The organism is Serratia sp. HNCC26DJ244 (assembly GCF_057180565.1).
In genome coordinates, this window is the sequence record NZ_JBXUGO010000003.1 from 212,419 (window position 1) to 236,482 (window position 24,064).

Here is a 24,064-nt window from a genome sequence, read left to right on the forward strand (position 1 = left end):
AGAGGATGGGCCATCAAGCAATGGAAGTATTTTTAGCCGTTATCTGGAGGCGTGAATGATTAAGTTGGAAGTTTGTTGTTATGGCGTAGATTGTGCCATCACTGCTGAGCAGGCGGGAGCTGATCGAATCGAGTTATGTGCCAGCCAAAGTGACGGGGGATTAACACCGAGTTTTGGTGCGTTGCAGTTAGCACGGGAACGCATAACGATACCCGTTCATCCGATAGTACGCCCACGGGGAGGGGATTTTTGTTATAGCGACGTTGAGTTTGACATCATCAAGCGGGATATCGCTCAACTGCGTGATATGGGGTTTGCTGGCGTCGTGGTAGGGATGCTGGATGGCGAAGGGCATATCGATATGCCACGCATGCAGGAAGTCATGGCCTTGAGTGGCAATATGGCGGTAACTTTCCACCGTGCATTCGATATGTGCCAAAACCCGATGATGGCGTTAGAACAACTGACCCAGTTGGGGGTGGCGCGTATTCTTACCTCTGGTCAGCAACAAAATGCTGAGTTGGGGCTACCGTTGTTGCGTGATCTGCTACGTGCCAGTAAAGGCCCGGTGGTAATGGCTGGCGCCGGGGTACGCTTGAGCAATTTACATAAGTTTGTCGATATTGGAATTCAGGAGCTCCATAGCTCGGCCGGTCATACAGTACCTTCTACCATGCGTTACCGTAAGGCGGGAGTTACCATGTGTTCCGACAATGAATTTGATGAATTCAGTCATTATTGTGTCGATGGTGAGATGGTTGAGGCGATGAAAAATTCATTGGCGATGTTAGCACCAGCGGCAACCCGGGGCTGATGCGCATCTTTCTCTATGACAGCGTGACGGAAATAAAAAAAGCCCTGAACAGGGTAGAGGTGTTCAGGGCTAAGATTTCACTGGTGTTGGTGAAATACCAACACTTTAAATTTAGTTAATAATTGATAAATGCACAGTGTTTAAATGTTTTCAAAATGTAAATTTGAAGTAAAAGCCATTCTGTCAGATAGCAGAATAGACAATGGTCAGTTCTATTCTGCTTTTAGTATTGAAATTTAAGGTTTTTTGGCAATGAGTACCGCACGGACGGGGGCTGGATAACCTTCTACCGTTTTGCTGTGGTCGTCAGGATCAAGAAACTCAGCCAATGATTCGCTGGTCATCCAATCGGTACGGCGCTGTTCTGCGGTTGTTGTGGGGCAGATATCAGCAATTTTCACATCCACAAAACCACACTTTTCCAGCCAGTATTTCAGTGCCTCGGCAGAGGGGATAAAATAGACGTTACGCATTTGAGCATAACGATCACCCGGCACTAACACTTGATGTTGATCACCCGCCACAACCAAGGTTTCTAGCACCAGTTCACCTTCTGAAACCAGTTGATTTTTTAACTGATAGAGATGGTCCAATGGTGAGCGGCGATGATAGAGCACCCCCATAGAAAAAACGGTATCGAAGGCTGCTAGATTCGGTAATTGTTCAATGCCTAGCGGTAATACATGGGCGCGCTGATCGCCGCCTAACAGTTTGCGGATTGCTTCAAACTGACACAAGAATAGTTGCATCGGGTCAATGCCGACGGCTAAATGCGCCCCAGCCCCAATCATGCGCCAAAGGTGGTAGCCACTGCCACAACCCACATCAAGAATGGTGCGGCCAGCTAAGGGCGAAATATGCGGCAATACGCGATCCCACTTCCAGTCAGAGTGCCATTCGGTATCGATATCAATGCCATACAGCGAAAAGGGCCCTTTGCGCCATGGCATCAAGGAGCGCAGCATTTTTTCGATCCCTTCCAACTGACCGGGTGAAAGCGGCGGATCGATACTGGCTTGTACCCCATGCAGCAAGTCGAGCTGGGTGGGCATCAGTGAGGGCAGATATTCCACCGAGTTGAACCACTGCTTAAATTTGCCGTGCAGCGATTCCCGTTGCCAAGCGCTGATTTGCGCCGGTAGCGTATCCAGCCAATGGCTTAGCGGGCTTTTGGCGATGCGCTGATAAAAATCTCCAAACTCAATCATGCGCTGGCTCCTGATTTCAGGGCAATCAACGAACCAAAATTGAAGCATTGAAACCACACTTCAGCATGTTCAAACCCGGCTTGTTGCAGCCTGGTTTTATGTGTGGCGACAGAGTCTGTCAGCATGACATTTTCCAACATACTGCGTTTTTGACTGATTTCCAGTTCGCTGTAGCCGTTGGCACGCTTGAAGTCATGGTGCATATTAAATAGCAGTTCATCCACCTTAGTGTCTTCAAAGTTGAATTTTTCTGACAGCACCAGCGCGCCACCAGGCCGCAACCCGTCATAAACCTGGGTGAGCAGACGCAAGCGGTCTGCAGGTTCAAGAAATTGCAGAGTAAAGTTCAGCACCACCAGAGAGGCGTTCTCAATATTGATGTCGAGGATATCCGCTTCGATCACCTCAACCGGTGTTTCGGCGCGGAATGCATCAAGATGGCGGCGGCAACGTTCAACCATGGCGGGAGAGTTATCAATGGCAATGATGTTGCAACCCGGCACTTTGATATTCCTGCGCATTGATAGCGTGGCGGCGCCCAGCGAACAACCCAAGTCATAAACCTGGCTGTTTGGCTGTACAAAACGTTCAGCCAACATACCAATCATCGAGATAATGTTGGAATAACCAGGAACTGAACGCTGGATCATGTCTGGAAAAACTTCAGCGACACGTTCGTCAAAGGTCCAGTCACCCAGTTTGGCAATCGGGGCGGAAAAAAGAGTATCGCGGTTTGGCATAGCGGCAAATCAGGTCAGAATAGGAAAGGGAGCATGCTAGCAGAAAATCAGTTGCGGCAGAAGCAGGCGGCGCATGGCCACCTGAAATCAGATACCGCTATTGCAGGCTGAAAATCATATCCCATGGCAGGTAAAAGAGATTGGCGATCACCATCAGTATCAAAGAAACGTAGGTAGCAGCCATACCTGAACGGCGCCAGCTAACATCGCGGTGGTGCAGACCGTAATAGTGAACCAATCTGCCAATCATTAATAGCAGCCCGCAAAGATGTACCATCCAGACTTGAGCACCATTCATCTCCATGATCAGGAGCATTATCATGGCGATAGGGATGTACTCCACGGCATTACCATGTACACGGATGGCGGTTTGCAGCTCATAAAAACCACCGTCACCGAAGGCAACCTGGTATTGCATTCTTAGTCTGACTACGTCAAAAGAGAGTTTGAGCAATAACAATGCGCCAAGCACTACATAGAGCGCGCTTACCATTTTTAACTCCATTCCCTAACCAAATCAGGCAGTAAATATGATAGCTGTCATTAATGTGGCTGTCGCGGAAAAAACGATGTTATCTCCGTTATAAGGTTAGTTTTTGACGGTTTATTATCGCAATACACATTGGTTGTTCACATAATAACCAGGGGCATGACGCTGCCCTCCCTGGTTTTATATATGTGGGGCGTTACAATGCGTTGAGGATCACATTGGTACTGCGAACACGAGCGATACGCGGGAAGATATTGTCGCAGGCGAACTGATGCATTTCGCTACTGTAGGTACTGCACATATCTTCGGCAATCACCAATTCATAGCCATGTTCCCAGGCATTACGCGCAGTAGACTCTACCCCGATATTGGTGGCGATACCGCCCAGCACGATAGTTTTAATACCACGGCGGCGTAGTTGCAGATCAAGATCGGTACCGTAGAACGCACCCCATTGGCGCTTAATGATGGATATGTCGCTTTCTTGCACCCCGAGCTCTTCCGGGTAATCCCACCAGAAGTCAGGCAGCCCGCCAATTGGCGCGGGGGATGGCTTGTCCACTGGTTGTTTCAGCGCTTCGGCAAAAGAGTCAGACCAACCGACACGCACCAGAAACACCGGCGCATTCAGTGCACGGAAACGACCTGCCAGATGGGCTGCATGGTTGACCACCTGAGTGGCGCTGTGAGGGCCGGCAGCAAAGGGCAGAATGCCTTTTTGCAGGTCTATCAGTACTAGGGCGGTGGTTTGGGCATCAAGCTTCAACATGGGACATCTCCTTATGGAATGGGTAATAGTCTATTCTAGGTCATTCAAGCCACAGCAGTAACGATAACTTGAATGTTTGGCCGATAAAACGTAGCGGAACCGTCAGCCAGGGCGGAGATACTAGGCGAAATGAGTTCGGAGATAATGGAAAAGTGGTTACTCAATGTGTTACGCCAGTTGGTGGTGTGTTAGCGATAACGGGCATAAAGTGATTTAACTCTGATCTCGGATAGCTATTTGCATGGCAACAATGCGCGCTTCGCACTTATCTGGCGCATGAATTTCCTTTATAATGTCCGCCTTTTTTACCGATCTTCATTCCAATGAGCGATGCCTGTTGGTCTATCCGGTTCATTCAAGTTGTGATAGAAACGGCAAAAATTTTCAGCTACAGGGTTGAGAGATGACTCGCCGTGTTGTAGCCCGTGTTGGCGGCTTTGCGTTCTGGCAGTGACAGAGGGCGCTTGGGCGCTACAGATTTTACTACGGGCAAGTAAACATTCATCAGATAGCAGCCGTGCGGACAGCAGCAATAATGCCTCATTTCCGGCGGGATCTGTTTAAGTCAAAAGGATAGCGTATGCGTACTGAATATTGCGGGCAGTTGAATCTGACCCACGTTGGCAAAGAAGTCACTTTGTGTGGTTGGGTCAACCGTCGTCGTGATTTAGGCGGTCTGATCTTTATTGATATGCGTGATCGCGAAGGCATTGTGCAGGTTTTCTTCGATCCTGACCAAAAAGTAGCTTTCGATAAAGCCTTTGAACTGCGTAACGAGTTTTGCATTCAAGTTGTTGGTACTGTGCGTGCGCGCCCGGAGAACCAGAGCAATAAAGAGATGAGCACGGGTGAAGTGGAAGTGTTTGCCCATGGGTTGGAGATTATCAACCGCTCTGAACCAATGCCGCTGGATGCCAATCAGATCAATACTGAAGAAGCGCGTCTAAAGTATCGCTACCTGGATCTGCGCCGCCCGGAAATGGCAGAACGCCTGAAAACCCGTGCCAAGATCACCAGCTTTGTGCGTCGTTTTATGGATAGCCATGGTTTTCTCGATATTGAAACCCCGATGCTGACCAAAGCTACGCCAGAAGGGGCCCGTGATTATCTGGTCCCTAGTCGCGTGCATAAAGGCAAATTCTATGCGTTGCCGCAGTCTCCACAATTGTTCAAGCAGTTGCTGATGATGTCTGGCTTTGACCGTTACTATCAGATAGTCAAATGCTTCCGTGACGAAGACTTGCGCGCGGATCGTCAGCCTGAGTTTACTCAGATTGATGTGGAAACCTCGTTTATGACCGCACCGCAGGTGCGTGAAATCATGGAGAAACTGGCGCATGACTTATGGCTGGAGGTAAAAGGGGTGGAACTGGGTAAATTCCCAGTGATGACCTTTGCCGAAGCGATGCGCCGTTTTGGTTCCGATAAGCCTGATCTGCGTAATCCGCTCGAGCTGGTGGATGTAGCTGACTTGGTAAAACAGGTTGAATTCAAAGTATTTTCTGGCCCGGCTAATGATGCCAAAGGGCGCGTAGCGGTCATCCGTGTACCGGGTGGGGCTCAGTTGACCCGCAAGCAGATCGACGAATATACCGCATTTGTCAATATTTACGGTGCTAAAGGGTTGGCGTGGCTGAAGGTCAATGACCGTGGCGCAGGTCTGGAGGGTGTTCAGAGCCCGGTTGCCAAATTTTTGAGCCCTGAGGTGTTGGAAGCGATTTTGTCCCGTTGTGATGCACAAAGCGGTGATATCCTGTTCTTTGGTGCCGACAACGTTAAAATTGTGACTGATGCGATGGGTGCGTTGCGCTTGAAGTTAGGCCGTGATTTGTCCCTGACCAAATTAGATAGCTGGGCACCACTGTGGGTGGTTGACTTCCCCATGTTTGAAGAGGATGGCGAGGGTGGCCTGTCCGCGATGCACCACCCATTCACGGCACCTCGCGATATGAGCCCAGAGGCGTTACAGCAAGATCCACTATCTGCCATAGCCAATGCTTATGACATGGTACTGAACGGTTATGAAGTGGGGGGCGGCTCAGTACGTATTCACCGCAGTGAAATGCAGCAAACGGTATTTGGCATCCTGGGTATCAACCAACAAGAACAGCGTGAGAAGTTTGGCTTCTTGCTGGATGCCTTGAAATATGGCACACCACCTCATGCAGGTTTGGCTTTTGGTCTTGATCGTCTGGTGATGTTATTGACGGGTACCGAAAACATTCGTGATGTTATTGCCTTCCCGAAAACCACCGCGGCAGCCTGTCTGATGACCGATGCACCAAGCTTTGCCAACCCGGCATCTTTGCAAGAGTTAGCGATTAGCGTGGTGAAGAAAACCGCCTCAGAACAAGAGAGCGAGTGATGAATTATAAGCGGCCCGAGTCGATTCTGGTGGTGATTTACTCACCCGCCAGTGGTCGGGTGCTGATGTTGCAGCGGCGAGATGATATGGCGTTCTGGCAGTCAGTGACTGGCAGCCTGGAAGCCGATGAATTGCCGCAGCATGCTGCACAGCGCGAAGTGATGGAAGAGGTTGGCATTGATATTGCGGCAGAAAATCTGCCGTTGCTTGATTGCCAGCGCTGTGTGGAATTTGAACTTTTTGCTCACTTGCGGCATCGCTATGCACCAGGAACTTTACATAATAAAGAGCACTGGTTCTGCCTGGCGTTGCCTGAAGAGCGTGCTCCGGTACTTACCGAGCATCATGCATATCAATGGCTTGCAGCTAGCGAGGCGGTCAAACTGACTAAATCCTGGAGCAATCAGCAGGCGATTGAAGAGTTTGTGATTCACTCTGTCCAGTAGTTTTTTTTGGAGATATTTTTATGGCAGGTCATAGTAAATGGGCCAACACAAAACACCGCAAAGCAGCACAAGACTCTAAACGCGGTAAGATTTTCACTAAAATTATCCGCGAGTTGGTGACTGCCGCCAAACTAGGCGGGGGCGATCCTGGGTCCAACCCACGTTTGCGCGCCGCTATTGATAAGGCACTGTCTAATAACATGACGCGTGACACGCTAAACCGTGCCATTGCTCGTGGTGTCGGCGGTGATGATGATTCCAATATGGAAACCATCATCTATGAAGGTTATGGCCCTGGCGGTACGGCAGTGATGATTGAGTGCCTGAGTGACAACCGTAACCGTACCGTGGCAGAAGTTCGCCATGCTTTCAGTAAATGTGGTGGTAACCTCGGCACCGATGGCTCGGTAGCCTATCTGTTTACCAAAAAAGGCGTGATCACCTATGCACCAGGTCTGGATGAAGACTCGGTGATGGAAGCGGCGCTTGAGGCGGGTGCGGAAGATATTGTGGCTTATGACGATGGCGCTATTGATGTTTTCACCGCTTGGGAAAATTTGGGTGAAGTCAAAGATGCATTGACGGCTACCGGGTTTGAAGCTGAAGCGGCAGAAGTATCGATGATCCCATCGACGAAAGCCGATATGGATGAAGAAACCGCACCAAAATTACTGCGGCTGATCGATATGCTGGAAGATTGCGATGATGTTCAGGAGGTTTACCACAATGGTGAAATCTCTGATGAGATTGCCGCGACGCTGTAATGTGGCTGACCAGCGGCGTTGCCGGTTGGCAACGCCGGGTAAAATCAATGCTTAATGCAAGGTGGTGGTAGCAATGGCGATCATACTGGGTATCGATCCCGGCTCACGCGTCACCGGTTATGGTCTTATCCGTCAGCAAGGCCGCCAATTAATTTATATTGCCAGCGGCTGTATCCGTACCTCGACAGATGATATGCCAACGCGGCTTAAACTGATTTATGCCGGGGTGAGTGAAATTATCACTCAGTTTAGACCCGATTTTTTTGCCATCGAACAAGTCTTTATGGCTAAAAATCCGGACTCGGCACTTAAATTAGGGCAGGCGAGAGGGGTAGCGATTGTCGCTGCGGTTAATCAACAGTTGGAAGTGTTTGAGTATGCAGCACGCCAGGTAAAACAGACAGTGGTCGGTACCGGTGCGGCAGAAAAAGCGCAAGTTCAGCATATGGTTCGCTCATTGTTGAAACTTTCTGCCAATCCGCAGGCGGACGCTGCCGATGCCTTGGCGATTGCTATTACTCATTGTCATCTCAGCCAGAATCTGTTGCGCATGAACGAAGGGCGGCTCAATCTGGCGCGGGGTCGCGTACGATAATGGGGTGACATTGCCACTAACCTCGTTGCCACTAAAAAAGTGTTGAGTCGCTATGGGCTGGATATTCATCCAGCCTTTTTTATGGTATAAGCTTTATCATTAATGTGTCACCTACGCCACAGGCAGTGTTTATTCAGGAGGGGTAATGATAGGTCGTCTCAGAGGGGTTATTCTGGAAAAGCAGCCACCGCTGGTGCTATTGGAAGCCAACGGTGTTGGCTATGAAGTGCATATGCCAATGACCTGCTTCTATGAGCTACCGGAACTGGGGCAAGAAGCTATCGTATTTACCCAATTTGTGGTGCGCGAAGATGCTCAACTCCTGTATGGCTTCAATGATAAACAGGAACGGGCACTGTTTCGCGAGTTGATCAAGGTTAATGGGGTGGGGCCCAAGCTGGCCCTGGCTATTCTCTCGGGTATGTCTGCGCAACAGTTTGTCAGCGCGGTGGAGCGTGAGGAGATCACTGCTCTGATCAAGTTACCCGGGGTAGGGAAAAAGACCGCAGAACGTCTGGTCGTAGAAATGAAAGACCGCTTCAAAGGGTTAAATGGTGATCTGTTTAATAGTAGTAGTGAGATCCCTTTACCTGTCAGTGCGGCCAAAATGGCTGAAAGGGATAATGAAGCAGAAGCGGTATCCGCATTGGTGTCTCTGGGCTATAAACCCCAAGAAGCCAGCCGTATGATCAGCAAAATTGCTAAACCGGGGGCAGATTGCGAAACCTTAATCCGCGATGCCTTACGTGCCGCTCTCTAAGGTTGCAAGGGGTAGAAAATGATTGAAGCCGACCGCCTGATTTCTGCCGAACCGCTGAATGAAGAAGACGTGTTGGACCGTGCTATCCGCCCTAAGCTGCTAACGGAATATGTGGGGCAGCCTCATGTGCGGGAACAGATGGAAATCTTTATTCAGGCAGCCAGGCAGCGTGGTGATGCCCTTGATCATCTGTTGATTTTTGGCCCCCCAGGTTTGGGGAAAACCACGCTGGCCAACATTGTAGCCAATGAGATGGGGGTGAATTTACGGACCACCTCGGGCCCGGTACTTGAGAAAGCCGGCGATCTGGCGGCGATGCTCACCAATTTAGAGCCGCACGACGTTCTGTTTATCGATGAAATACATCGCCTGTCACCGGTAGTAGAGGAAGTGTTGTATCCGGCGATGGAAGATTACCAACTGGATATTATGATCGGCGAAGGTCCGGCAGCGCGTTCAATTAAGCTCGACCTCCCCCCGTTTACGCTGGTTGGCGCAACCACGCGCGCGGGTTCGTTGACCTCTCCGCTACGTGACCGTTTTGGGATTGTGCAGCGTCTGGAGTTTTATCAGGTGGCTGATCTCGAACATATCGTTACGCGCAGTGCCAATTGTCTGGGCTTGACGCTTTCCGCTGATGGTGCCCATGAGGTAGCCAGGCGGGCCCGTGGTACGCCCCGTATCGCCAACCGTTTGTTGCGCCGGGTACGTGATTTTGCCGAAGTACGGGCCAATGGGGAGATTAATGGCGAAGTGGCGATGCAGGCCTTGGATCTGCTCAATGTGGATGCGGAAGGTTTCGACTATATGGATCGCAAATTATTATTGGCGATTATTGACAAATTTACCGGTGGGCCGGTCGGGCTGGATAACTTGGCTGCGGCAATTGGTGAAGAACGTGAAACCATAGAAGATGTGATCGAACCTTTTCTGATCCAACAGGGATTTATTCAGCGCACCCCCAGAGGACGGATGGCGACCAACCATGCCTACAAGCATTTTGGTATTGAGCGCCCAGCGGATTAATGCGGTGACATGCTATTTTAGGGGCAGCTTGACCGCCCCTAAGCATCACACTAAGCCAACTGCTTTTTTGACAGACTCAGCACAAACAACACCGCTGCACAGAGCACCACGGAAGGGCCCGCCGGTGTATCGTAACAGGCTGAAAATGCGAGCCCACCTGTCACCGCAATCATCCCTATTATGACCGCATAACCTGCCATTTGCTCCGGTGTACGGGCAAAACGGCGTGCTGCCGCCGCGGGAATGATCAGTAATGAGGTAATAATCAGAGCGCCGACAAATTTCATTGCCAAGCCGATGGTTAAAGCGGTGACTAGCATTAAAATGGTCCGGCTGCGGGAGATATTCACACCATCCACATGCGCCATTTCAGGGCTGATGGTCATGGATAACAATGGCCGCCATTGCCACCATAACAACAGCAGTACCACTACCACGCCACTGGCGATCAGCCAAATATCACTGAGGGTGACGGACAGCAAATCCCCAAACAGATATGCCATCAAATCGACACGGACATTAGACATCAGTGCCACCACCACCAAACCCAGTGACAGGGCACTGTGAGCCAGGATACCCAGCAAGGTATCAATAGCCAGTTGTGGACGATGTTCCAGCCAAACCAGCAATAACGCCAGTAGCAACGTGGCCGCAATGACGGCATAGAATGGGTTAACACCCAATAATAAACCGAAAGCAACACCCAGTAAGGATGCATGAGCCAGGGTATCGCCAAAGTAAGACATGCGACGCCACACCACGAAAGAACCCAGTGGACCTGCAGCGGCAGCTAATAACACACCGGCGAGCCAGCCGGGAAATAACAGTTCAATCATCGTTTACTGCCCTTGGCTTTTCAGCACGATTTTGCCGTGTAAATCGTGCCGGTGATTATGATGATGACGGTAAATGGCTAGTTGTTCTGCCCCGCGTTGACCAAACATGGCGATAAATTCAGGGTGCATGGAGACCACTTCCGGGGTGCCAGAACAACAGATATGTTGATTTAAGCAGAGTACTTCATCGGTTTTTGCCATTACCAGGTGCAGGTCATGAGACACCATGAGCACTGCGCAGTCCAACTCTTTACGTAGTTGGTCGATCAAATTATACAATGCCAACTGGCCACTAACGTCTACCCCTTGAGTGGGTTCATCCAGTACCAAAAGCTGTGGCTGATTTAATAAGGCTCGGGCCAGCAGTACCCGCTGGTTTTCACCCCCGGACAGTTTTTGCATCGGTTGTTCGAGTAAATGGGCAGCCTGCACCCGCTTGAGTGCGGGTAAAATATCCGCTTGTTTCACCCCGGGCTTAAGGCGCATAAAACGGCCGACCGTTAAGGGGAGGGTGGCATCAAGATGCAGCTTCTGTGGCACATAGCCAATACGTAGCCCGGGTTGGCATTGAATACGGCCTTCTGTGGGGGGCACCAGCCCAAGCACAACGCGAACCAGTGTTGATTTACCTGCACCATTAGGCCCAAGCAGCGTGAGAATACGCCCAGCCTGCAGGTTGAGTGAAATATGGCTCAGAACGTTACGGCTGCCAAATGCAACGGAGATGTTTTTTAATGTTACCAGTGTTGACATAGTTGTAATTAACTTTGCGGAATAAACCGAATGTTATAATATCACATCACATAATTCAAAACGACAGGATGACCCACATGGTACACAAAAATAAATGGCTGCAATATACGTTAATTGCCGGTTCACTGATGATGGCAGGCAGTGCGACCGCTGCAGTTGTGACATCGATTCGCCCTTTAGGCTTTATCGCCTCCGCCATTGCTGATGGGGTAATGCCAACAGAAGTTTTATTGCCGGATGGTGCATCACCTCATGATTTTGCTTTGCGTCCATCAGATATCAAACGCTTGCAGAGTGCCGATTTGGTGCTATGGGTGGGGCCAGATATGGAGGCGTTTTTAAGTAAATCCTTGAAGCAGATCCCAGCCAATAAACAATTGGCCATCAGTGAACTGCCAGCAGTGCAACCTTTGCTGATTAAAGGGGATGATGAGCATGACCATAACCAGAAGCATGACCATGATCATGACCATAAGCATGCGACAGATAGCGCTACGGCAGCAGAAAATGAACATAACCATGGCGAATACAATCAGCACATGTGGCTGTCACCAGAGATAGCAAAAGTGACGGCGATCGCGATTCATGACAGGTTGTTGGAACTTATGCCGCAAAATAAGGACAAATTAGATGCAAACCTGCGCCAGTTCGAGGATCAGCTAGCGCAAACTGACAAAAATCTTGTTAGAATACTGACGCCAGTGCAAAGTAAGGGATATTTTGTTTTTCATGATGCTTATGGCTACTTTGAAAAACACTTCGGCTTGAGCCCATTGGGGCATTTTACCGTTAACCCTGAAATTCAGCCTGGCGCGCAGCGTTTACATCAAATTCGAACACAGTTGGTTGAGCAGAAAGCAGTTTGCGTTTTTGCTGAGCCACAATTCAGACCGGCCGTTATTAATGCCGTTGCCAAAGGGACACAAGTGCGTTCTGGAACGCTGGACCCGTTGGGCAGTGGCATTGGACTGGGAAAAGAGAGCTACGGGAATTTCCTGCAAGCGTTGTCTAACCAGTACCTGAGCTGTCTGAAGTAAAGACAAGAAGGATAGTATTGAGTGCAGAAGGTAGTAAAAACTATCACCCTAGCGTATAGCAACCTGCCTCGGCCCCACCGCGTGATGTTGGGGTCGTTGACCGTTGTTACGCTAGCCGTTGCCATCTGGCGGCCCACAGTTTATCACCCAGAACATGCTCCGGCTGTTACAGCAGCTGGACCAGAAGTGAAAAGCGTCGAGCTAGAACCTAGTCAGGTAAGAAGCTTATTGCCTGAAGCCAGTGAACCTATCGATGCGGATCAACCCACTCCCGATGACAATATTCCTCAAGATGAGCTGGACCAAAAGACCGCTGGGCAAAATGAGTATGTGGTTTCTACGGGTGACACCTTAGGTAGTATTCTGACTGAGTACGGTATCGAAATGTCAGATGTTTCGATGCTGGCATCACAGAATCGGGAATTACGTAATCTGAAGATCGGCCAACAACTTTCCTGGACCCTCAATGAGGCAGGGGATATGCAAAGTTTGACTTGGGAGGTCTCCCGTCGTGAAACGCGAATTTATGAGCGCATAGGTAATACGTTCAAAGAAACCGTTGAGACGCAGAAGGGTGAATGGCGCAACACGGTAGTTAATGGCCAGCTCAATGGCAGCTTTGTTAACAGCGCTGCGGCTGTAGGCCTGTCACGTGCAGAAATTAGTGCCGTGGTTAAGGCATTACAGTGGCAGCTCGATTTGAGTAAATTGCGTAAAGGAGATCAGTTTGCGGTGCTGATGTCGCGCGAAGAGTTTGATGGTAAGAGCGAACAGAGCCAATTGTTAGGGGTACGGATGAACAGCGGTGGTAAAGATTACTATGCTATCCGTGCTGAAGATGGCAAATTCTATGATCGTGAGGGCTCTGGGTTGGCCCGTGGCTTTATGCGTTTCCCAACCATGAAACAGTTCCGTATTACTTCTGGTTTCAGTCCACGCCGCGTTAACCCAGTGACGGGGCGTGTTGCGCCTCATAAGGGCGTTGACTTCTCCATGCCTGTCGGCACGCCAGTGGTGGCGGTAGGTGATGGCGAGGTGGTGATTGCCAAGCACAGTGGTGCAGCCGGGAACTATGTGGCCATTCGCCATGGGCGTCAATATACCACTCACTATATGCACCTGAAAAAACTGTTGGTTAAACCAGGGCAGAAAGTGAAACGTGGTGATCGCATCGCGCTATCTGGTAACACCGGCCGTTCCACAGGCCCACATTTGCACTTTGAGTTGTGGAACAATAAGCAGGCGGTGAACCCTATGACGGCTAAACTGCCTCGTTCTGAAGGTTTGACTGGCAAAGATCGCACTGATTATCTGGCACTAGTGAAAGAGGTAGCGCCACAGTTGCAACTGAATTAATTACCGCTGAGACCTGTAGTGCAGGGTGATGATTTTTGCGAGCATGCTTAGAGGCAAGAGCAAGTTGATACAAGAAGAGAAAAAATCCAATCTGGAGTTTATTCCTCAATTCCAGAAAACTTTCTACCATCCGCGCTATTGGGGAGTTTGGTTAGGTGTTGGGTTGATGGCGGGTATTGCTTTGATACCTGCCAAGGTACGGGATCCGTTACTTGGCAAGCTTGGCAAGCTGACAGGAAAGGTTGCCAAAGGGGCTCGCCGTCGGGCTCGCATCAATCTATTGTATTGCCTGCCAGATTTATCTGAGGCCGAGCGTGAACATATCATCGATGAGATGTTCGCCAGTGCACCACAGTCGATGGTTCTGATGGCTGAACTGGCCTGTACCCAACCTGAAAAAGTATTGAAACGTGTGCGCTGGCACGGTGAGGCGGTGTTGGACAAAATTCGTCAGGAAGGTCGTAATGTGATCTTTCTGGTGCCACATGGCTGGGCGGTGGATGTGCCGGCGATGCTGATGGCGGCGCGTGGTCAACCTATGGCGGCGATGTTCCACAACCAGAGTAATCCCTTGGTGGATTATTTATGGAATACCGTGCGTCGTAAATTTGGTGGGCGCATGCATGCACGTAATGATGGCATTAAGCCTTTTATCAGTTCGGTACGTCAAGGTTATTGGGGTTACTACTTACCTGATCAGGATCATGGTGCTGAACACAGCCAGTTTGTTGATTTCTTTGCGACTTATAAAGCCACCTTGCCCGCTGTTGGCCGCCTGATGAAAGTCTGCAAAGCGGCAATTGTGCCACTGTTCCCCGTCTATGACGGAAAAACCAGTATGTTGGATATTTATATCCGTGAACCGATGGATGATCTGGCTGATGCTGACGATCATCGAATTGCACGGCGAATGAATGAAGAAGTTGAAAATCTGGTAGGCCCAAATCCAGAGCAGTATACCTGGATACTGAAATTGCTGAAAACGCGCAAAGAGGGTGAAACCGAACCCTATTCGCGGGATGATCTATACCGCTAAGCTTTGCTTAGAGGGTTTAAGATGCACTCTATGCTCAAGGATATCACTAAAAAGCCAGTCCGGTTGCGGACTGGCTTTTATGCTTTAAGACCAAAATACCAAAGCACCGATTTCTTCATTACTCGACGCGCAGGATGCGGCAGGTATTGGTGGTGCCAACGGTACCCATCTCATCACCTTGGGTGACCAGCACCAAGTCGCCAGAGACCAGATAGCCTTTATCACGCAGGCGGCTCACCGCATCATTAGCGGCACCCACCCCATCGCTGTGGCTACCGAAGTACACTGGCGTCACACCACGGTAGAGTGCAGTCAGGTTCAGGGTATGTTCATGGCGTGACATGGCGAAGATGGGCAGGCCGGAACTGATACGAGACATCATCAATGCGGTACGACCAGACTCGGTCATGGCGATGATCGCGGTAACCCCTTTCAGGTGATTGGCCGCATACATGGTAGACATGGCAATCGCTTCTTCAATATTGTCGAACTGCACGTCCAGACGATGCTTGGAAACGTTGATACTGGGGATTTTCTCTGCGCCCAGGCAAACGCGTGCCATGGCAGCCACCGTTTCTGCTGGGTATTGTCCTGCCGCAGTTTCAGCAGATAACATGACCGCATCAGTACCGTCCAAGACAGCGTTGGCCACATCCATCACTTCAGCACGGGTTGGCATTGGGTTAGTGATCATCGACTCCATCATTTGAGTCGCGGTGATCACCGCGCGATTAAGCTTCCGGGCACGACGGATCAGTTTTTTCTGGATACCAACCAGTTCCGGGTCACCAATTTCCACCCCTAAATCGCCACGTGCAACCATCACCACGTCGGAAGCCAGAATGATGTCATCCATGGCTTCATCGCTTTGTACTGCCTCTGCACGCTCTACTTTTGAGACAATTTTGGCATTACAGCCAGCATCACGAGCCAGACGACGTGCGTAGTTTAGATCTTCACCGGTACGAGGGAAGGAAACCGCCAGATAGTCGACGCCAATTTTGGCAGCGGTAATGATATCGGCCTTATCTTTTTCAGTCAGCGCATCAGCAGAGAGGCCTCCACCGAGTTTGTTGATGCCTTTATTATTCGACAGGGGGCCACCAACGGTCACTTCGGTAAACACTTTCATTCCCTGGACTTCGAGCACTTTCAGTTGTACCCGGCCATCATCCAGCAACAGAATATCACCTGGGACCACATCGGCAGGCAGGCCTTTATAATCGATGCCCACTTTTTCTTTGTCGCCTTCACCCACAGACAAATTGGCATCGAGCAGGAATTTATCACCAATATTAAGGAAAATTTTACCTTCCTTAAATGTGGAAACACGGATTTTGGGTCCTTGGAGGTCGCCTAAAATAGCGACATGGCGGCCTAATCTGGCCGCAATTTCACGAACTTTATCTGCTCTGGCCAACTGATCTTCTGCTGTGCCATGAGAAAAGTTAAGGCGCACTACGTTGGCTCCGGCGGCAATGACCTTTTCCAGATTATTGTCGCGGTCAGTAGCTGGGCCTAGTGTGGTAACGATCTTGGTCCTTCTGAGTCGTCTGGACATGTATTACTCCGTTGACTGGTGAAGCAAAAATAGTATTACAATGAAAGAGGATAACCAAAACGGACAAAACAACCACTTTCAGTGGGTCACTGTTTCAGCCAGATTATCCGCACGAACCTGCGACGCGCAGGGTTAAACTCCGTCATTCTTAGCATTAGCTCAGAATGGCGTTTTTTAATCGTTCAGGTGTCAATATTGTCAGGCATGACACCTGCCTTATCAAAGCGCGATTCCTTCAACGCTTCCTTGACCCGCTTCAAGTTATCTCTGAATTTAGCGCCGCGACGTAAAGTAAATCCCGTTGCCAGTACGTCGATGAGCGTTAATTGAGCAATGCGTGACACCATTGGCATATAGACATCTGTATCTTCTGGTACATCTAACAGCAGGGCAAGGGTGGCTTCTTTCGCCAAAGGGGTATCACGGGAGGTAATAGCTATGACGGTGGCATCGTTCTCACGCGCCAGATGCGCCATTTCCACCAGATTTTTAGTGCGCCCGGTGTGCGAAATCAACACCACCACATCACCTTCTGTTGAATTCATACACCCCATACGTTGCATAACGATGTCATCAAAATAGACCACAGGGATATTGAAACGGAAAAATTTGTTCATGGCATCATGCGCGACCGCAGCCGAAGCGCCTAAACCGAAGAAAGAGATTTTCTTCGCTTGTGTCAGCAGATCAACCGCACGATTAATGGCCGCGATGTCGAGATTTGCCTTGGCGATATCCAGGCAGGCCATGACCGATTCAAAAATTTTATCGGTGTAGGCACTCACGCTGTCATCTTCTTCTACATTACGGTTTACATAAGGTGTACCGTTGGCCAGACTTTGTGCCAAATGTAATTTGAAGTCGGGAAACCCTTTAGTATCAAGACGGCGGCAAAACCGATTGACGGTAGGTTCACTGACATCGGCCATGGTTGCCAGTCGGGCGATGCTGGAGTGAATGGCGGTTTGAGGTGAGGAAAGGATGACTTCAGCGACTTTCCTTTCAGATTTGCTCAATAGTTCCAGGTAACTCTGGATTTTTTCCAGCATATTCATATAACGAGTGTGCTCATGGTTTATACCCGCCGCCATTCAAGCTGAAACTTGAATTTATAGGATATAGCGATTTCAATCAAAGGTGAAATTAATGTCAGTTTAGGGAAATATACTCCCTGTGGTAAACCATGGGCAGTATGGACAAAGGAAAAATGGGTTTATTTCACCAGATTATGACCTGTGTCTAACTTTCACAATGGTAAAAAGGCGTCAAAAAAGATAGAAAATTACAGCTTTACTTGCTGTTAAGATAACTAAAGAGAGAGTGTAATGCATTTTTTGTTATTTTTTTCTTCTTTTTGATCACTATTTTTATCGCTGTAAAATTAATAAAATCATTATGTTGTTTATGTCGTCACACTGACTGTTGGTATGACAACGGCGGTAAACTGGGTTTACGGACCGTAGTCAAAAAGAGTACATTAGTGACGTAAGAAAATTACAAATATCTTGCAGTGAGGAGATGAGTATGGCGGTAACCTCTACAGCCCAGGCATGTGACCTGGTTATTTTCGGCGCAAAAGGCGATTTGGCGCGTCGTAAATTGCTGCCTTCTCTATATCAATTGGAGAAAGCAGGCCATATCCATCCTGATACCCGAATTATCGGTGTGGGTCGTGCCGAGTGGGATAAGGCAGCCTATTGCAACGTGGTTAAGGAAGCGCTTACCACCTTTATGAAAGAACCCCTCGACGAGCAGTTGTGGGCAACGTTAAGTGCTCGTCTGGACTTCTGTAATCTGGATGTCAATAACAGCAAGAATTTTATCAATCTTGGCAAGATGCTGGATCAGAAACATCGTACCACGATCAATTATTTTGCAATGCCACCCAGTACCTTTGGCGCAGTTTGCAGGGGGTTGGGGGAGGCCAAGCTGAATAAAGAACCCGCGCGGGTGGTGATGGAAAAACCGCTGGGTACTGATCTGGCGTCGTCACGGGAGATTAATGATCAGGTTGCTGAGTATTTTAGCGAATGCCAGGTTTACCGTATTGACCACTATTTGGGTAAAGAGACGGTACTCAATCTATTGGCATTGCGCTTTGCTAACTCACTGTTCGCCTCCAACTGGGATAATCGCACCATTGACCATGTGCAGATCACGGTAGCGGAAGAGGTGGGGATTGAAGGTCGCTGGGGCTATTTTGATCAGGCAGGACAGATGCGTGATATGGTCCAGAACCACCTGCTACAGATCCTGACCATGATTGCCATGTCGCCACCGGCAGACTTGACCACTGATCGTATCCGCGATGAAAAAGTAAAAGTATTACGTTCGCTACGCCGCATTGATCAGACTAATGTGCGGGAAACCACGGTACGTGGCCAGTACACGGCGGGCTTTGTACAAGGCAATAAGGTTCCGGGCTATCTGGAAGAAGAGGGCGCGAATAAGCGCAGCAATACTGAAACCTTTGTTTCCATTCGTGTGGATATCGATAACTGGCAATGGGCGGGCGTGCCATTCTATCTGCGTACGGGTAAACGCCTGCCGACTAAATGTTCAGAAGTGGTGGTGTACTTTAAAAACCCGCCACTGAATCTGTTCCGTGACTCTTACCAGCAGCTTCCACAAAACAAATTGACGATTCGCCTGCAGCCAGACGAAGGGATTGAAATTCAAGTATTGAATAAAGTGCCCGGTCTGGATCATAAGCATCGCTTGCAAACCACCAAGCTGGATTTGAGCTTTTCAGAAACCTTTAACCAGGAACATATCGCGGATGCTTACGAGCGGCTGTTGTTAGAGGCGATGCGCGGTATACAAGCTCTGTTTGTGCGCCGTGATGAAGTGGAAGAGGCTTGGAAATGGGTTGATTCGATCATGGATGCCTGGAAAGCGGATAACGAAGCACCCAAGCCCTATCAGTCGGGGACTTGGGGGCCGATTGCTTCTGTAGCCATGATTACACGTGATGGCCGTTCCTGGAATGAGTTTGAGTAATTATTTTAGTTTGATGCCAGTTTGAACCACGCTACCCCGGTAGATTCACTGGGGATAGCGCTTTTATGGTGTAGGAAAGAGTAAAGAGACGATCGGAAACCGCAGTAATGCGGTGCCCTGTGGCAGGGTATGCCATATATATCAATCGCAAGTAGTGGAGATAATGACAATGAATAATTGGAAAACCAGTGCAGAGCAGATCCTGACGGCAGGCCCAGTGGTTCCGGTAATTGTAATTAATAAGCTGGAACATGCGGTACCGCTGGCTAAAGCACTGGTCGCTGGTGGTGTGCGTGTACTGGAAGTGACACTACGTACTGCTTGTGCGATGGATGCGGTTCGTGCCATCGCCAAAGAAGTACCAGAAGCGATTATTGGTGCGGGTACCGTCATCAATACACAACAATTGCATGAAGTGACGGAGGCCGGGGCGCAATTTGTGATCAGCCCAGGGCTGACACCTGAGCTGTTGAAAGCCGCCACCGCAGGTAAAATCCCGTTAATCCCGGGTATTAGCACGGTTTCCGAGTTGATGTTAGGGATGGATTATGGTTTGCGTGAATTCAAATTCTTCCCTGCGGAAGCTAACGGTGGTGTTAAAGCCTTACAAGCGATCGCCGGGCCTTTCCCACAAATCCGTTTCTGCCCGACTGGCGGGATCACCCCGAACAATTACCGTGATTACCTGGCGCTGAAAAGCGTATTGTGTATTGGTGGTTCATGGCTGGTACCGGCAGATGCGTTGGAAAAAGGCGATTATGCTCGTATCACCGAGCTGGCTCGTGAAGCCGTTAAAGGCGCAACCGCCTAAACCTACACAAGGCTTAGACTCCCTTATAGGGATGTAGCGAGCGAATTTACTCGGTTTATTTTTATCAGGCTCAGGTAAGCAACCTGGGCCTTTTTTATCCTTATCATTATTTAATCCCCACGATGCTACTGGCACAACTCGCTCAGTCAAAAAGTTAACACGCTTATTTTCAAGCTTTTTTTGCTCTATCAGTGAACAAGGCACTTTGCTTTATTATTTTTACTATGGTACAACTAGCGCAGTGAATAATTTTACATTTATGAGGATATTAAGCGAACCACACTACTAGTGGCTGTAAATATAGAATAATTATGATGATAATAAATGGCGTTACCCTCAGAACCTCTACTTACCAACTATTCCTTTCTGCCATCCTTGCCAGTGAGTATCACTGGTGCAGCGAACTATAGCTTTTTCTCCCTCTAACCGGTGTTTTGGTATAGCCGGATAAATAGTTTTTCCTCAGATTCATCTAAGTTGCAATGAGCACTATACCTGCTTGGGTGCCGACGGGGAGAGACCAGAAATAACACGCCTTGGCGTGCATTATCTGTAGTTCGGGAGAAGCATAATGATTTATTGGATATTTTTAGCGGTTGCTATCGTTGCTGAAATTATTGGTACCTTGGCGATGAAATACGCCAGCGTTAGTGGCGGTATGGCCGGGCATATAATGATGTATGTAATGATTACTGGTTCTTACATCATGTTGTCATTGGCGGTGAAGCGGGTTGCGTTGGGGGTGGCGTATGCACTGTGGGAAGGGATTGGTATTCTGTTTATTACGCTATTTAGCGTCATGTTGTTTGATGAACCGATTTCCTCACTAAAAGTGTTGGGATTGACCGCGTTGCTTATCGGCATTTTGCTCGTGAAATCCGGCACTGACAAAGCACCAATACAGAAAAAGCCAGGTGGAGACAACCATGCAACAGCTTGAGTTATACCACATTGGCTTTCTGGCATTAGCCATCGTGCTGGAGATCGTGGCGAATATTTTTCTGAAAATGTCAGATGGTTTTCGCAAAATCTGGCTGGGGTTACTTTCACTACTCTCAGTGTTGGCGGCGTTTAGTGCATTGGCGCAGGCGGTTAAAGGGATCGATTTGTCGGTTGCTTATGCGCTGTGGGGGGGATTCGGCATTGCCGCGACTATTGCGGCTGGCTGGATCTTGTTCGGCCAACGCTTGAACACCAAAGGCTGGCTTGGGTTACTGTTGCTGTTGACTGGCATGGTTATTATCAAGTTGGCATAAAAACAAAATAGATGCCGCAGGCGGGGACCTGCGGTTTCTATTACATCGCGGCGATAATTTTGATTTCCACTTTAAATTTCGGGTTCATCAAGCGCGCTTCTACCGTACAACGAACCGGTGCACTACCGGCCACGACCCAGGCATCCCAAGCGGTATTCATGGCGGCAAAATCATCACCATTTGCCAAAAAAATGGTGGCGTCTAAAATCCGGCTTTTATCGGACCCAACGCGGGCCAGCAGGGTATCAATGGCGGCAAGTGCATTAGTGGTTTGTGCTGTGGCATCTTCATCCAGGTTTTCGGGCACGCTGGTGTAATAGATAGTGTCATTATGGATCACGGCTTCGGACCAACGCTGCGCTGGATCAATTCGCTCAATATTCATTCAGTTATCTCCCGGTTTTTAATATTGGCAAGATTATCACAATGGCAATAAGAAGTGTGTATCGATCAAGTCGGTGGTAGCGGAGCAGCAGCCTTGGCATAATCACCGCTGGATGATTCGGCCAGAGAGATAGCGTGATAGACGATTTTGCACCCGAAGGCGCATTAGCGCAGGCCATCAAAGGCTTTAAACCCCGTGAACCACAAAGGCTGATGGCCAATGCGGTGACAGAAGCGATTAACTTCAAACAGGAGCTGGTGGTCGAAGCAGGAACCGGTACCGGTAAAACCTATGCCTATTTGGCCCCGGCATTGCGTTCAAAGCGTAAGGTGATTATTTCCACCGGCTCTAAAGCATTACAGGATCAACTCTATGCGCGTGATCTCCCCACGGTAGCCAATGCATTAAAATACCAAGGTCGATTAGCGTTGCTAAAGGGGCGTTCCAACTATTTATGTCTGGAGCGCCTGGAGCAACAATCGATGGCTGGCGGTGAGTTGGCGGGGCAAACGCTAATCGATCTGGTGCATCTGCGTAGTTGGTCATCGCAGACTGAAGAAGGGGACATCAGCTTATGCCGAGATGTGGCAGAAGACAGCTTTGTTTGGCCACTGGTGACCAGCACTAATGATAATTGTCTGGGGGGGGACTGCCCGCAGTATAAGGACTGTTTTGTCGTTAAGGCGCGCCGCCGGGCGATGGAAGCTGATGTGGTGGTGGTCAATCATCATCTATTCCTGGCAGATATGGTGGTCAAAGAGGGGGGTTTTGCTGAATTGATCCCAGAAGCTGATGTGATGATCTTTGACGAAGCTCACCAGATACCCGATATTGCCAGCCAATACTTTGGCAAGCAACTGACCAGTCGCCAATTACTCGATTTGGCAAAAGATATTACGATTGCCTATCGTACCGAAGTCCGTGATACCGCACAGTTGCAAAAAAGCGCTGATCGCCTCAGCCAAAGTACCCAGGATTTCCGCTTGGCATTAGGTGAACCGGGGTTCCGTGGTAATTTGCGTGAAGTTTTGGCCCAGCCCAATGTGCAACGGGCCTTGCTGTTACTCGATGATGCATTGGAGTTGTGTTATGACGTGGTCAAACTTTCTCTAGGCCGTTCAGCCTTACTGGATGCGGCGTTTGAACGGGCTGCGCAATATCGCACGCGCCTCAAGCGCTTGAAAGAAGTCAATGAACCGGGTTTCAGCTATTGGTATGAGTGCAACTCACGTCATTTTGTATTGGCGTTGACGCCATTAACAGTGGCTGAGCGGTTTCGTGAAATGCTCAATGATAAACCGGGTAGTTGGATTTTTACTTCGGCGACGCTGTCGGTTAATGAACAAATGGGGCACTTTACTGAACGCTTGGGGCTGAATAAGGCGAAAACACTGTTATTGCCCAGCCCATTTGATTATGCCAACCAGGCGATTTTGTGCGTACCGCGCTTCCTGCCAGCACCCAATCAGCCTGGGGCGGCACGGCAATTAGCACGTATGTTGCGGCCGATGATCGAAGCAAACCAAGGGCGTTGTTTTTTCCTCTGTACTTCCCATCAGATGATGCGTGAGCTGGCTGAAGAGTTCCGTGCCATGCTGACGTTGCCGGTACTACTGCAAGGAGAAACCAGCAAAGGCCAATTGTTGGCACAGTTTGTTGAGGCGGGGAATGCCTTGCTGGTAGCAACCAGTAGTTTCTGGGAAGGGGTGGATGTGCGTGGCGACACCCTCTCTTGCGTGATTATTGATAAGTTGCCCTTTACCTCACCAGATGACCCCTTGCTGAAAGCACGTATTGAAGATTGCCGCTTGCGTGGTGGTGACCCTTTCAACGACGTTCAACTGCCTGACGCTGTCATTACCCTGAAACAGGGGGTTGGCCGTTTAATCCGTGATAGCGATGATCGCGGGGTATTGGTGATTTGTGATAATCGATTGGTGATGCGACCGTATGGGGAAGTCTTCCTCAAGAGCTTACCGCCTGCACCCCGCACCCGTGATTTATCCGAGGCTATTGCCTTTCTTCGGGCCGGACGTTAGCGGATAGGCTCGACCTC

General features: G+C 49.4%; 24 protein-coding genes. 15 read left to right on the plus strand and 9 right to left on the minus strand.

Going from position 1 to position 24,064, the window contains the following annotated elements:
* Positions 1-55 precede the first annotated feature (55 nt).
* Positions 56-814 (plus strand): copper homeostasis protein CutC, encoded by a 759-nt coding sequence (gene cutC / locus AC2A06_RS04040; protein WP_484379445.1) that lies wholly within the window; start codon positions 56-58, stop codon positions 812-814.
* 236 nt (positions 815-1,050) lie between these two features.
* Here cutC and cmoB read toward each other — a convergent pair whose 3' ends face one another.
* From cmoB to AC2A06_RS04060, 4 genes are all read right to left on the minus strand, one after another.
* A complete protein-coding gene (gene cmoB, locus AC2A06_RS04045; RefSeq protein WP_484379446.1) occupies positions 1,051-2,022 on the minus strand; it encodes a tRNA 5-methoxyuridine(34)/uridine 5-oxyacetic acid(34) synthase CmoB in 972 nt (323 codons plus the stop codon).
* Positions 2,019-2,762, minus strand: a complete 744-nt coding sequence (gene cmoA / locus AC2A06_RS04050) for a carboxy-S-adenosyl-L-methionine synthase CmoA (protein ID WP_484379447.1) — start codon at positions 2,760-2,762, stop codon at positions 2,019-2,021. The genes cmoB and cmoA overlap by 4 nt, the downstream gene beginning before the upstream one ends.
* Positions 2,763-2,859: 97 nt before the next feature.
* Positions 2,860-3,255, minus strand: a complete 396-nt coding sequence (locus tag AC2A06_RS04055; protein WP_023490805.1) for an MAPEG family protein — start codon at positions 3,253-3,255, stop codon at positions 2,860-2,862.
* 193 nt (positions 3,256-3,448) lie between these two features.
* Entirely contained in the window at positions 3,449-4,021 is a 573-nt protein-coding gene (locus AC2A06_RS04060) for a hydrolase (RefSeq protein ID WP_484379448.1), read from the minus strand.
* Between the two features lie 580 nt (positions 4,022-4,601).
* Here AC2A06_RS04060 and aspS point away from each other — a divergent pair.
* The 6 genes from aspS (at position 4,602) to ruvB (ending at position 9,977) form a co-directional block, all read left to right on the plus strand.
* A complete protein-coding gene (aspS, locus tag AC2A06_RS04065) occupies positions 4,602-6,386 on the plus strand; it encodes an aspartate--tRNA ligase (RefSeq protein WP_484379449.1) in 1,785 nt (594 codons plus the stop codon).
* On the plus strand, positions 6,386-6,832 hold the full coding sequence (gene nudB / locus AC2A06_RS04070; protein ID WP_023490808.1) for a dihydroneopterin triphosphate diphosphatase: 447 nt from the start codon (positions 6,386-6,388) through the stop codon (positions 6,830-6,832). The genes aspS and nudB overlap by 1 nt, the downstream gene beginning before the upstream one ends.
* Positions 6,833-6,852: 20 nt before the next feature.
* A complete protein-coding gene (locus AC2A06_RS04075; RefSeq protein ID WP_023490809.1) occupies positions 6,853-7,596 on the plus strand; it encodes a YebC/PmpR family DNA-binding transcriptional regulator in 744 nt (247 codons plus the stop codon).
* Between the two features lie 73 nt (positions 7,597-7,669).
* Positions 7,670-8,191 carry a crossover junction endodeoxyribonuclease RuvC gene (gene ruvC, locus AC2A06_RS04080; protein WP_473197813.1) on the plus strand — a complete coding sequence of 174 codons (522 nt, stop codon included), beginning with the start codon at positions 7,670-7,672 and terminating at the stop codon, positions 8,189-8,191.
* Between the two features lie 145 nt (positions 8,192-8,336).
* Entirely contained in the window at positions 8,337-8,951 is a 615-nt protein-coding gene (gene ruvA / locus AC2A06_RS04085; protein ID WP_473197812.1) for a Holliday junction branch migration protein RuvA, read from the plus strand.
* A gap of 18 nt (positions 8,952-8,969) precedes the next feature.
* A complete protein-coding gene (ruvB, locus tag AC2A06_RS04090; RefSeq protein WP_473197811.1) occupies positions 8,970-9,977 on the plus strand; it encodes a Holliday junction branch migration DNA helicase RuvB in 1,008 nt (335 codons plus the stop codon).
* 50 nt (positions 9,978-10,027) lie between these two features.
* On the opposite strand, the gene znuB is transcribed toward ruvB, so the two are convergent.
* A complete protein-coding gene (znuB, locus tag AC2A06_RS04095) occupies positions 10,028-10,813 on the minus strand; it encodes a zinc ABC transporter permease subunit ZnuB (protein WP_473197810.1) in 786 nt (261 codons plus the stop codon).
* Positions 10,814-10,816: 3 nt separating this feature from the next.
* A complete protein-coding gene (gene znuC / locus AC2A06_RS04100; protein WP_023490814.1) occupies positions 10,817-11,566 on the minus strand; it encodes a zinc ABC transporter ATP-binding protein ZnuC in 750 nt (249 codons plus the stop codon).
* 77 nt (positions 11,567-11,643) lie between these two features.
* Here znuC and znuA point away from each other — a divergent pair, with 77 nt between their 5' ends.
* The 3 genes from znuA to lpxM all read left to right on the plus strand — a co-directional run bounded on the left by znuA (position 11,644) and on the right by lpxM (position 14,995).
* Positions 11,644-12,603 carry a zinc ABC transporter substrate-binding protein ZnuA gene (gene znuA, locus AC2A06_RS04105; protein WP_484379450.1) on the plus strand — a complete coding sequence of 320 codons (960 nt, stop codon included), beginning with the start codon at positions 11,644-11,646 and terminating at the stop codon, positions 12,601-12,603.
* Positions 12,604-12,624: 21 nt separating this feature from the next.
* Positions 12,625-13,959, plus strand: a complete 1,335-nt coding sequence (gene mepM, locus AC2A06_RS04110; RefSeq protein ID WP_023490816.1) for a murein DD-endopeptidase MepM — start codon at positions 12,625-12,627, stop codon at positions 13,957-13,959.
* A 67-nt stretch (positions 13,960-14,026) separates the two neighbouring features.
* Entirely contained in the window at positions 14,027-14,995 is a 969-nt protein-coding gene (lpxM, locus tag AC2A06_RS04115) for a lauroyl-Kdo(2)-lipid IV(A) myristoyltransferase (RefSeq protein WP_037386045.1), read from the plus strand.
* A gap of 118 nt (positions 14,996-15,113) precedes the next feature.
* Here lpxM and pyk read toward each other — a convergent pair whose 3' ends face one another.
* Positions 15,114-16,556, minus strand: coding sequence for a pyruvate kinase (gene pyk / locus AC2A06_RS04120; protein ID WP_484379451.1), 1,443 nt, complete (start codon positions 16,554-16,556; stop codon positions 15,114-15,116).
* 182 nt (positions 16,557-16,738) lie between these two features.
* Positions 16,739-17,611, minus strand: a complete 873-nt coding sequence (locus AC2A06_RS04125; RefSeq protein ID WP_037386048.1) for a MurR/RpiR family transcriptional regulator — start codon at positions 17,609-17,611, stop codon at positions 16,739-16,741.
* 469 nt (positions 17,612-18,080) lie between these two features.
* Here AC2A06_RS04125 and zwf point away from each other — a divergent pair, with 469 nt between their 5' ends.
* The 4 genes from zwf (at position 18,081) to mdtI (ending at position 21,623) form a co-directional block, all read left to right on the plus strand.
* Positions 18,081-19,556 carry a glucose-6-phosphate dehydrogenase gene (zwf, locus tag AC2A06_RS04130; RefSeq protein ID WP_023490820.1) on the plus strand — a complete coding sequence of 492 codons (1,476 nt, stop codon included), beginning with the start codon at positions 18,081-18,083 and terminating at the stop codon, positions 19,554-19,556.
* 169 nt (positions 19,557-19,725) lie between these two features.
* The gene (locus AC2A06_RS04135; RefSeq protein WP_023490821.1) at positions 19,726-20,367 is read left to right on the plus strand and encodes a bifunctional 4-hydroxy-2-oxoglutarate aldolase/2-dehydro-3-deoxy-phosphogluconate aldolase; all 642 of its coding nucleotides are present in this window, start codon (positions 19,726-19,728) and stop codon (positions 20,365-20,367) included.
* A 571-nt stretch (positions 20,368-20,938) separates the two neighbouring features.
* The gene (mdtJ, locus tag AC2A06_RS04140; RefSeq protein WP_484379452.1) at positions 20,939-21,307 is read left to right on the plus strand and encodes a multidrug/spermidine efflux SMR transporter subunit MdtJ; all 369 of its coding nucleotides are present in this window, start codon (positions 20,939-20,941) and stop codon (positions 21,305-21,307) included.
* Positions 21,294-21,623 (plus strand): multidrug/spermidine efflux SMR transporter subunit MdtI, encoded by a 330-nt coding sequence (gene mdtI, locus AC2A06_RS04145; protein WP_023490823.1) that lies wholly within the window; start codon positions 21,294-21,296, stop codon positions 21,621-21,623. The genes mdtJ and mdtI overlap by 14 nt, the downstream gene beginning before the upstream one ends.
* Before the next feature lie 40 nt (positions 21,624-21,663).
* On the opposite strand, the gene AC2A06_RS04150 is transcribed toward mdtI, so the two are convergent.
* Positions 21,664-22,008: a RidA family protein gene (locus tag AC2A06_RS04150; protein WP_023490824.1), complete on the minus strand. Its 345-nt coding sequence runs from the start codon at positions 22,006-22,008 to the stop codon at positions 21,664-21,666.
* Positions 22,009-22,142: 134 nt separating this feature from the next.
* Between AC2A06_RS04150 and yoaA the strand changes: the two genes are divergently transcribed.
* Positions 22,143-24,047 carry a DNA repair helicase YoaA gene (yoaA, locus tag AC2A06_RS04155; RefSeq protein WP_484379453.1) on the plus strand — a complete coding sequence of 635 codons (1,905 nt, stop codon included), beginning with the start codon at positions 22,143-22,145 and terminating at the stop codon, positions 24,045-24,047.
* Positions 24,048-24,064 lie beyond the last annotated feature (17 nt).

What these genes read in the sequence shown, in the direction of transcription:
- cutC (WP_484379445.1), top strand. Translation starts at nt 56, where the DNA reads ATGATTAAGTTGGAAGTTTGTTGTTATGGCGTAGATTGTGCCATCACT.
- AC2A06_RS04060 (WP_484379448.1), bottom strand. Translation starts at nt 4,021, where the DNA reads ATGTTGAAGCTTGATGCCCAAACCACCGCCCTAGTACTGATAGACCTG.
- znuB (WP_473197810.1), bottom strand. Translation starts at nt 10,813, where the DNA reads ATGATTGAACTGTTATTTCCCGGCTGGCTCGCCGGTGTGTTATTAGCT.
- znuA (WP_484379450.1), top strand. Translation starts at nt 11,644, where the DNA reads ATGGTACACAAAAATAAATGGCTGCAATATACGTTAATTGCCGGTTCA.
- zwf (WP_023490820.1), top strand. Translation starts at nt 18,081, where the DNA reads ATGGCGGTAACCTCTACAGCCCAGGCATGTGACCTGGTTATTTTCGGC.
- nudB (WP_023490808.1), top strand. Translation starts at nt 6,386, where the DNA reads ATGAATTATAAGCGGCCCGAGTCGATTCTGGTGGTGATTTACTCACCC.
- mdtI (WP_023490823.1), top strand. Translation starts at nt 21,294, where the DNA reads ATGCAACAGCTTGAGTTATACCACATTGGCTTTCTGGCATTAGCCATC.
- cmoA (WP_484379447.1), bottom strand. Translation starts at nt 2,762, where the DNA reads ATGCCAAACCGCGATACTCTTTTTTCCGCCCCGATTGCCAAACTGGGT.
- ruvB (WP_473197811.1), top strand. Translation starts at nt 8,970, where the DNA reads ATGATTGAAGCCGACCGCCTGATTTCTGCCGAACCGCTGAATGAAGAA.
- AC2A06_RS04075 (WP_023490809.1), top strand. Translation starts at nt 6,853, where the DNA reads ATGGCAGGTCATAGTAAATGGGCCAACACAAAACACCGCAAAGCAGCA.
- AC2A06_RS04055 (WP_023490805.1), bottom strand. Translation starts at nt 3,255, where the DNA reads ATGGTAAGCGCGCTCTATGTAGTGCTTGGCGCATTGTTATTGCTCAAA.
- AC2A06_RS04125 (WP_037386048.1), bottom strand. Translation starts at nt 17,611, where the DNA reads ATGAATATGCTGGAAAAAATCCAGAGTTACCTGGAACTATTGAGCAAA.
- znuC (WP_023490814.1), bottom strand. Translation starts at nt 11,566, where the DNA reads ATGTCAACACTGGTAACATTAAAAAACATCTCCGTTGCATTTGGCAGC.
- cmoB (WP_484379446.1), bottom strand. Translation starts at nt 2,022, where the DNA reads ATGATTGAGTTTGGAGATTTTTATCAGCGCATCGCCAAAAGCCCGCTA.
- aspS (WP_484379449.1), top strand. Translation starts at nt 4,602, where the DNA reads ATGCGTACTGAATATTGCGGGCAGTTGAATCTGACCCACGTTGGCAAA.
- mdtJ (WP_484379452.1), top strand. Translation starts at nt 20,939, where the DNA reads ATGATTTATTGGATATTTTTAGCGGTTGCTATCGTTGCTGAAATTATT.
- pyk (WP_484379451.1), bottom strand. Translation starts at nt 16,556, where the DNA reads ATGTCCAGACGACTCAGAAGGACCAAGATCGTTACCACACTAGGCCCA.
- ruvC (WP_473197813.1), top strand. Translation starts at nt 7,670, where the DNA reads ATGGCGATCATACTGGGTATCGATCCCGGCTCACGCGTCACCGGTTAT.
- AC2A06_RS04135 (WP_023490821.1), top strand. Translation starts at nt 19,726, where the DNA reads ATGAATAATTGGAAAACCAGTGCAGAGCAGATCCTGACGGCAGGCCCA.
- AC2A06_RS04150 (WP_023490824.1), bottom strand. Translation starts at nt 22,008, where the DNA reads ATGAATATTGAGCGAATTGATCCAGCGCAGCGTTGGTCCGAAGCCGTG.
- ruvA (WP_473197812.1), top strand. Translation starts at nt 8,337, where the DNA reads ATGATAGGTCGTCTCAGAGGGGTTATTCTGGAAAAGCAGCCACCGCTG.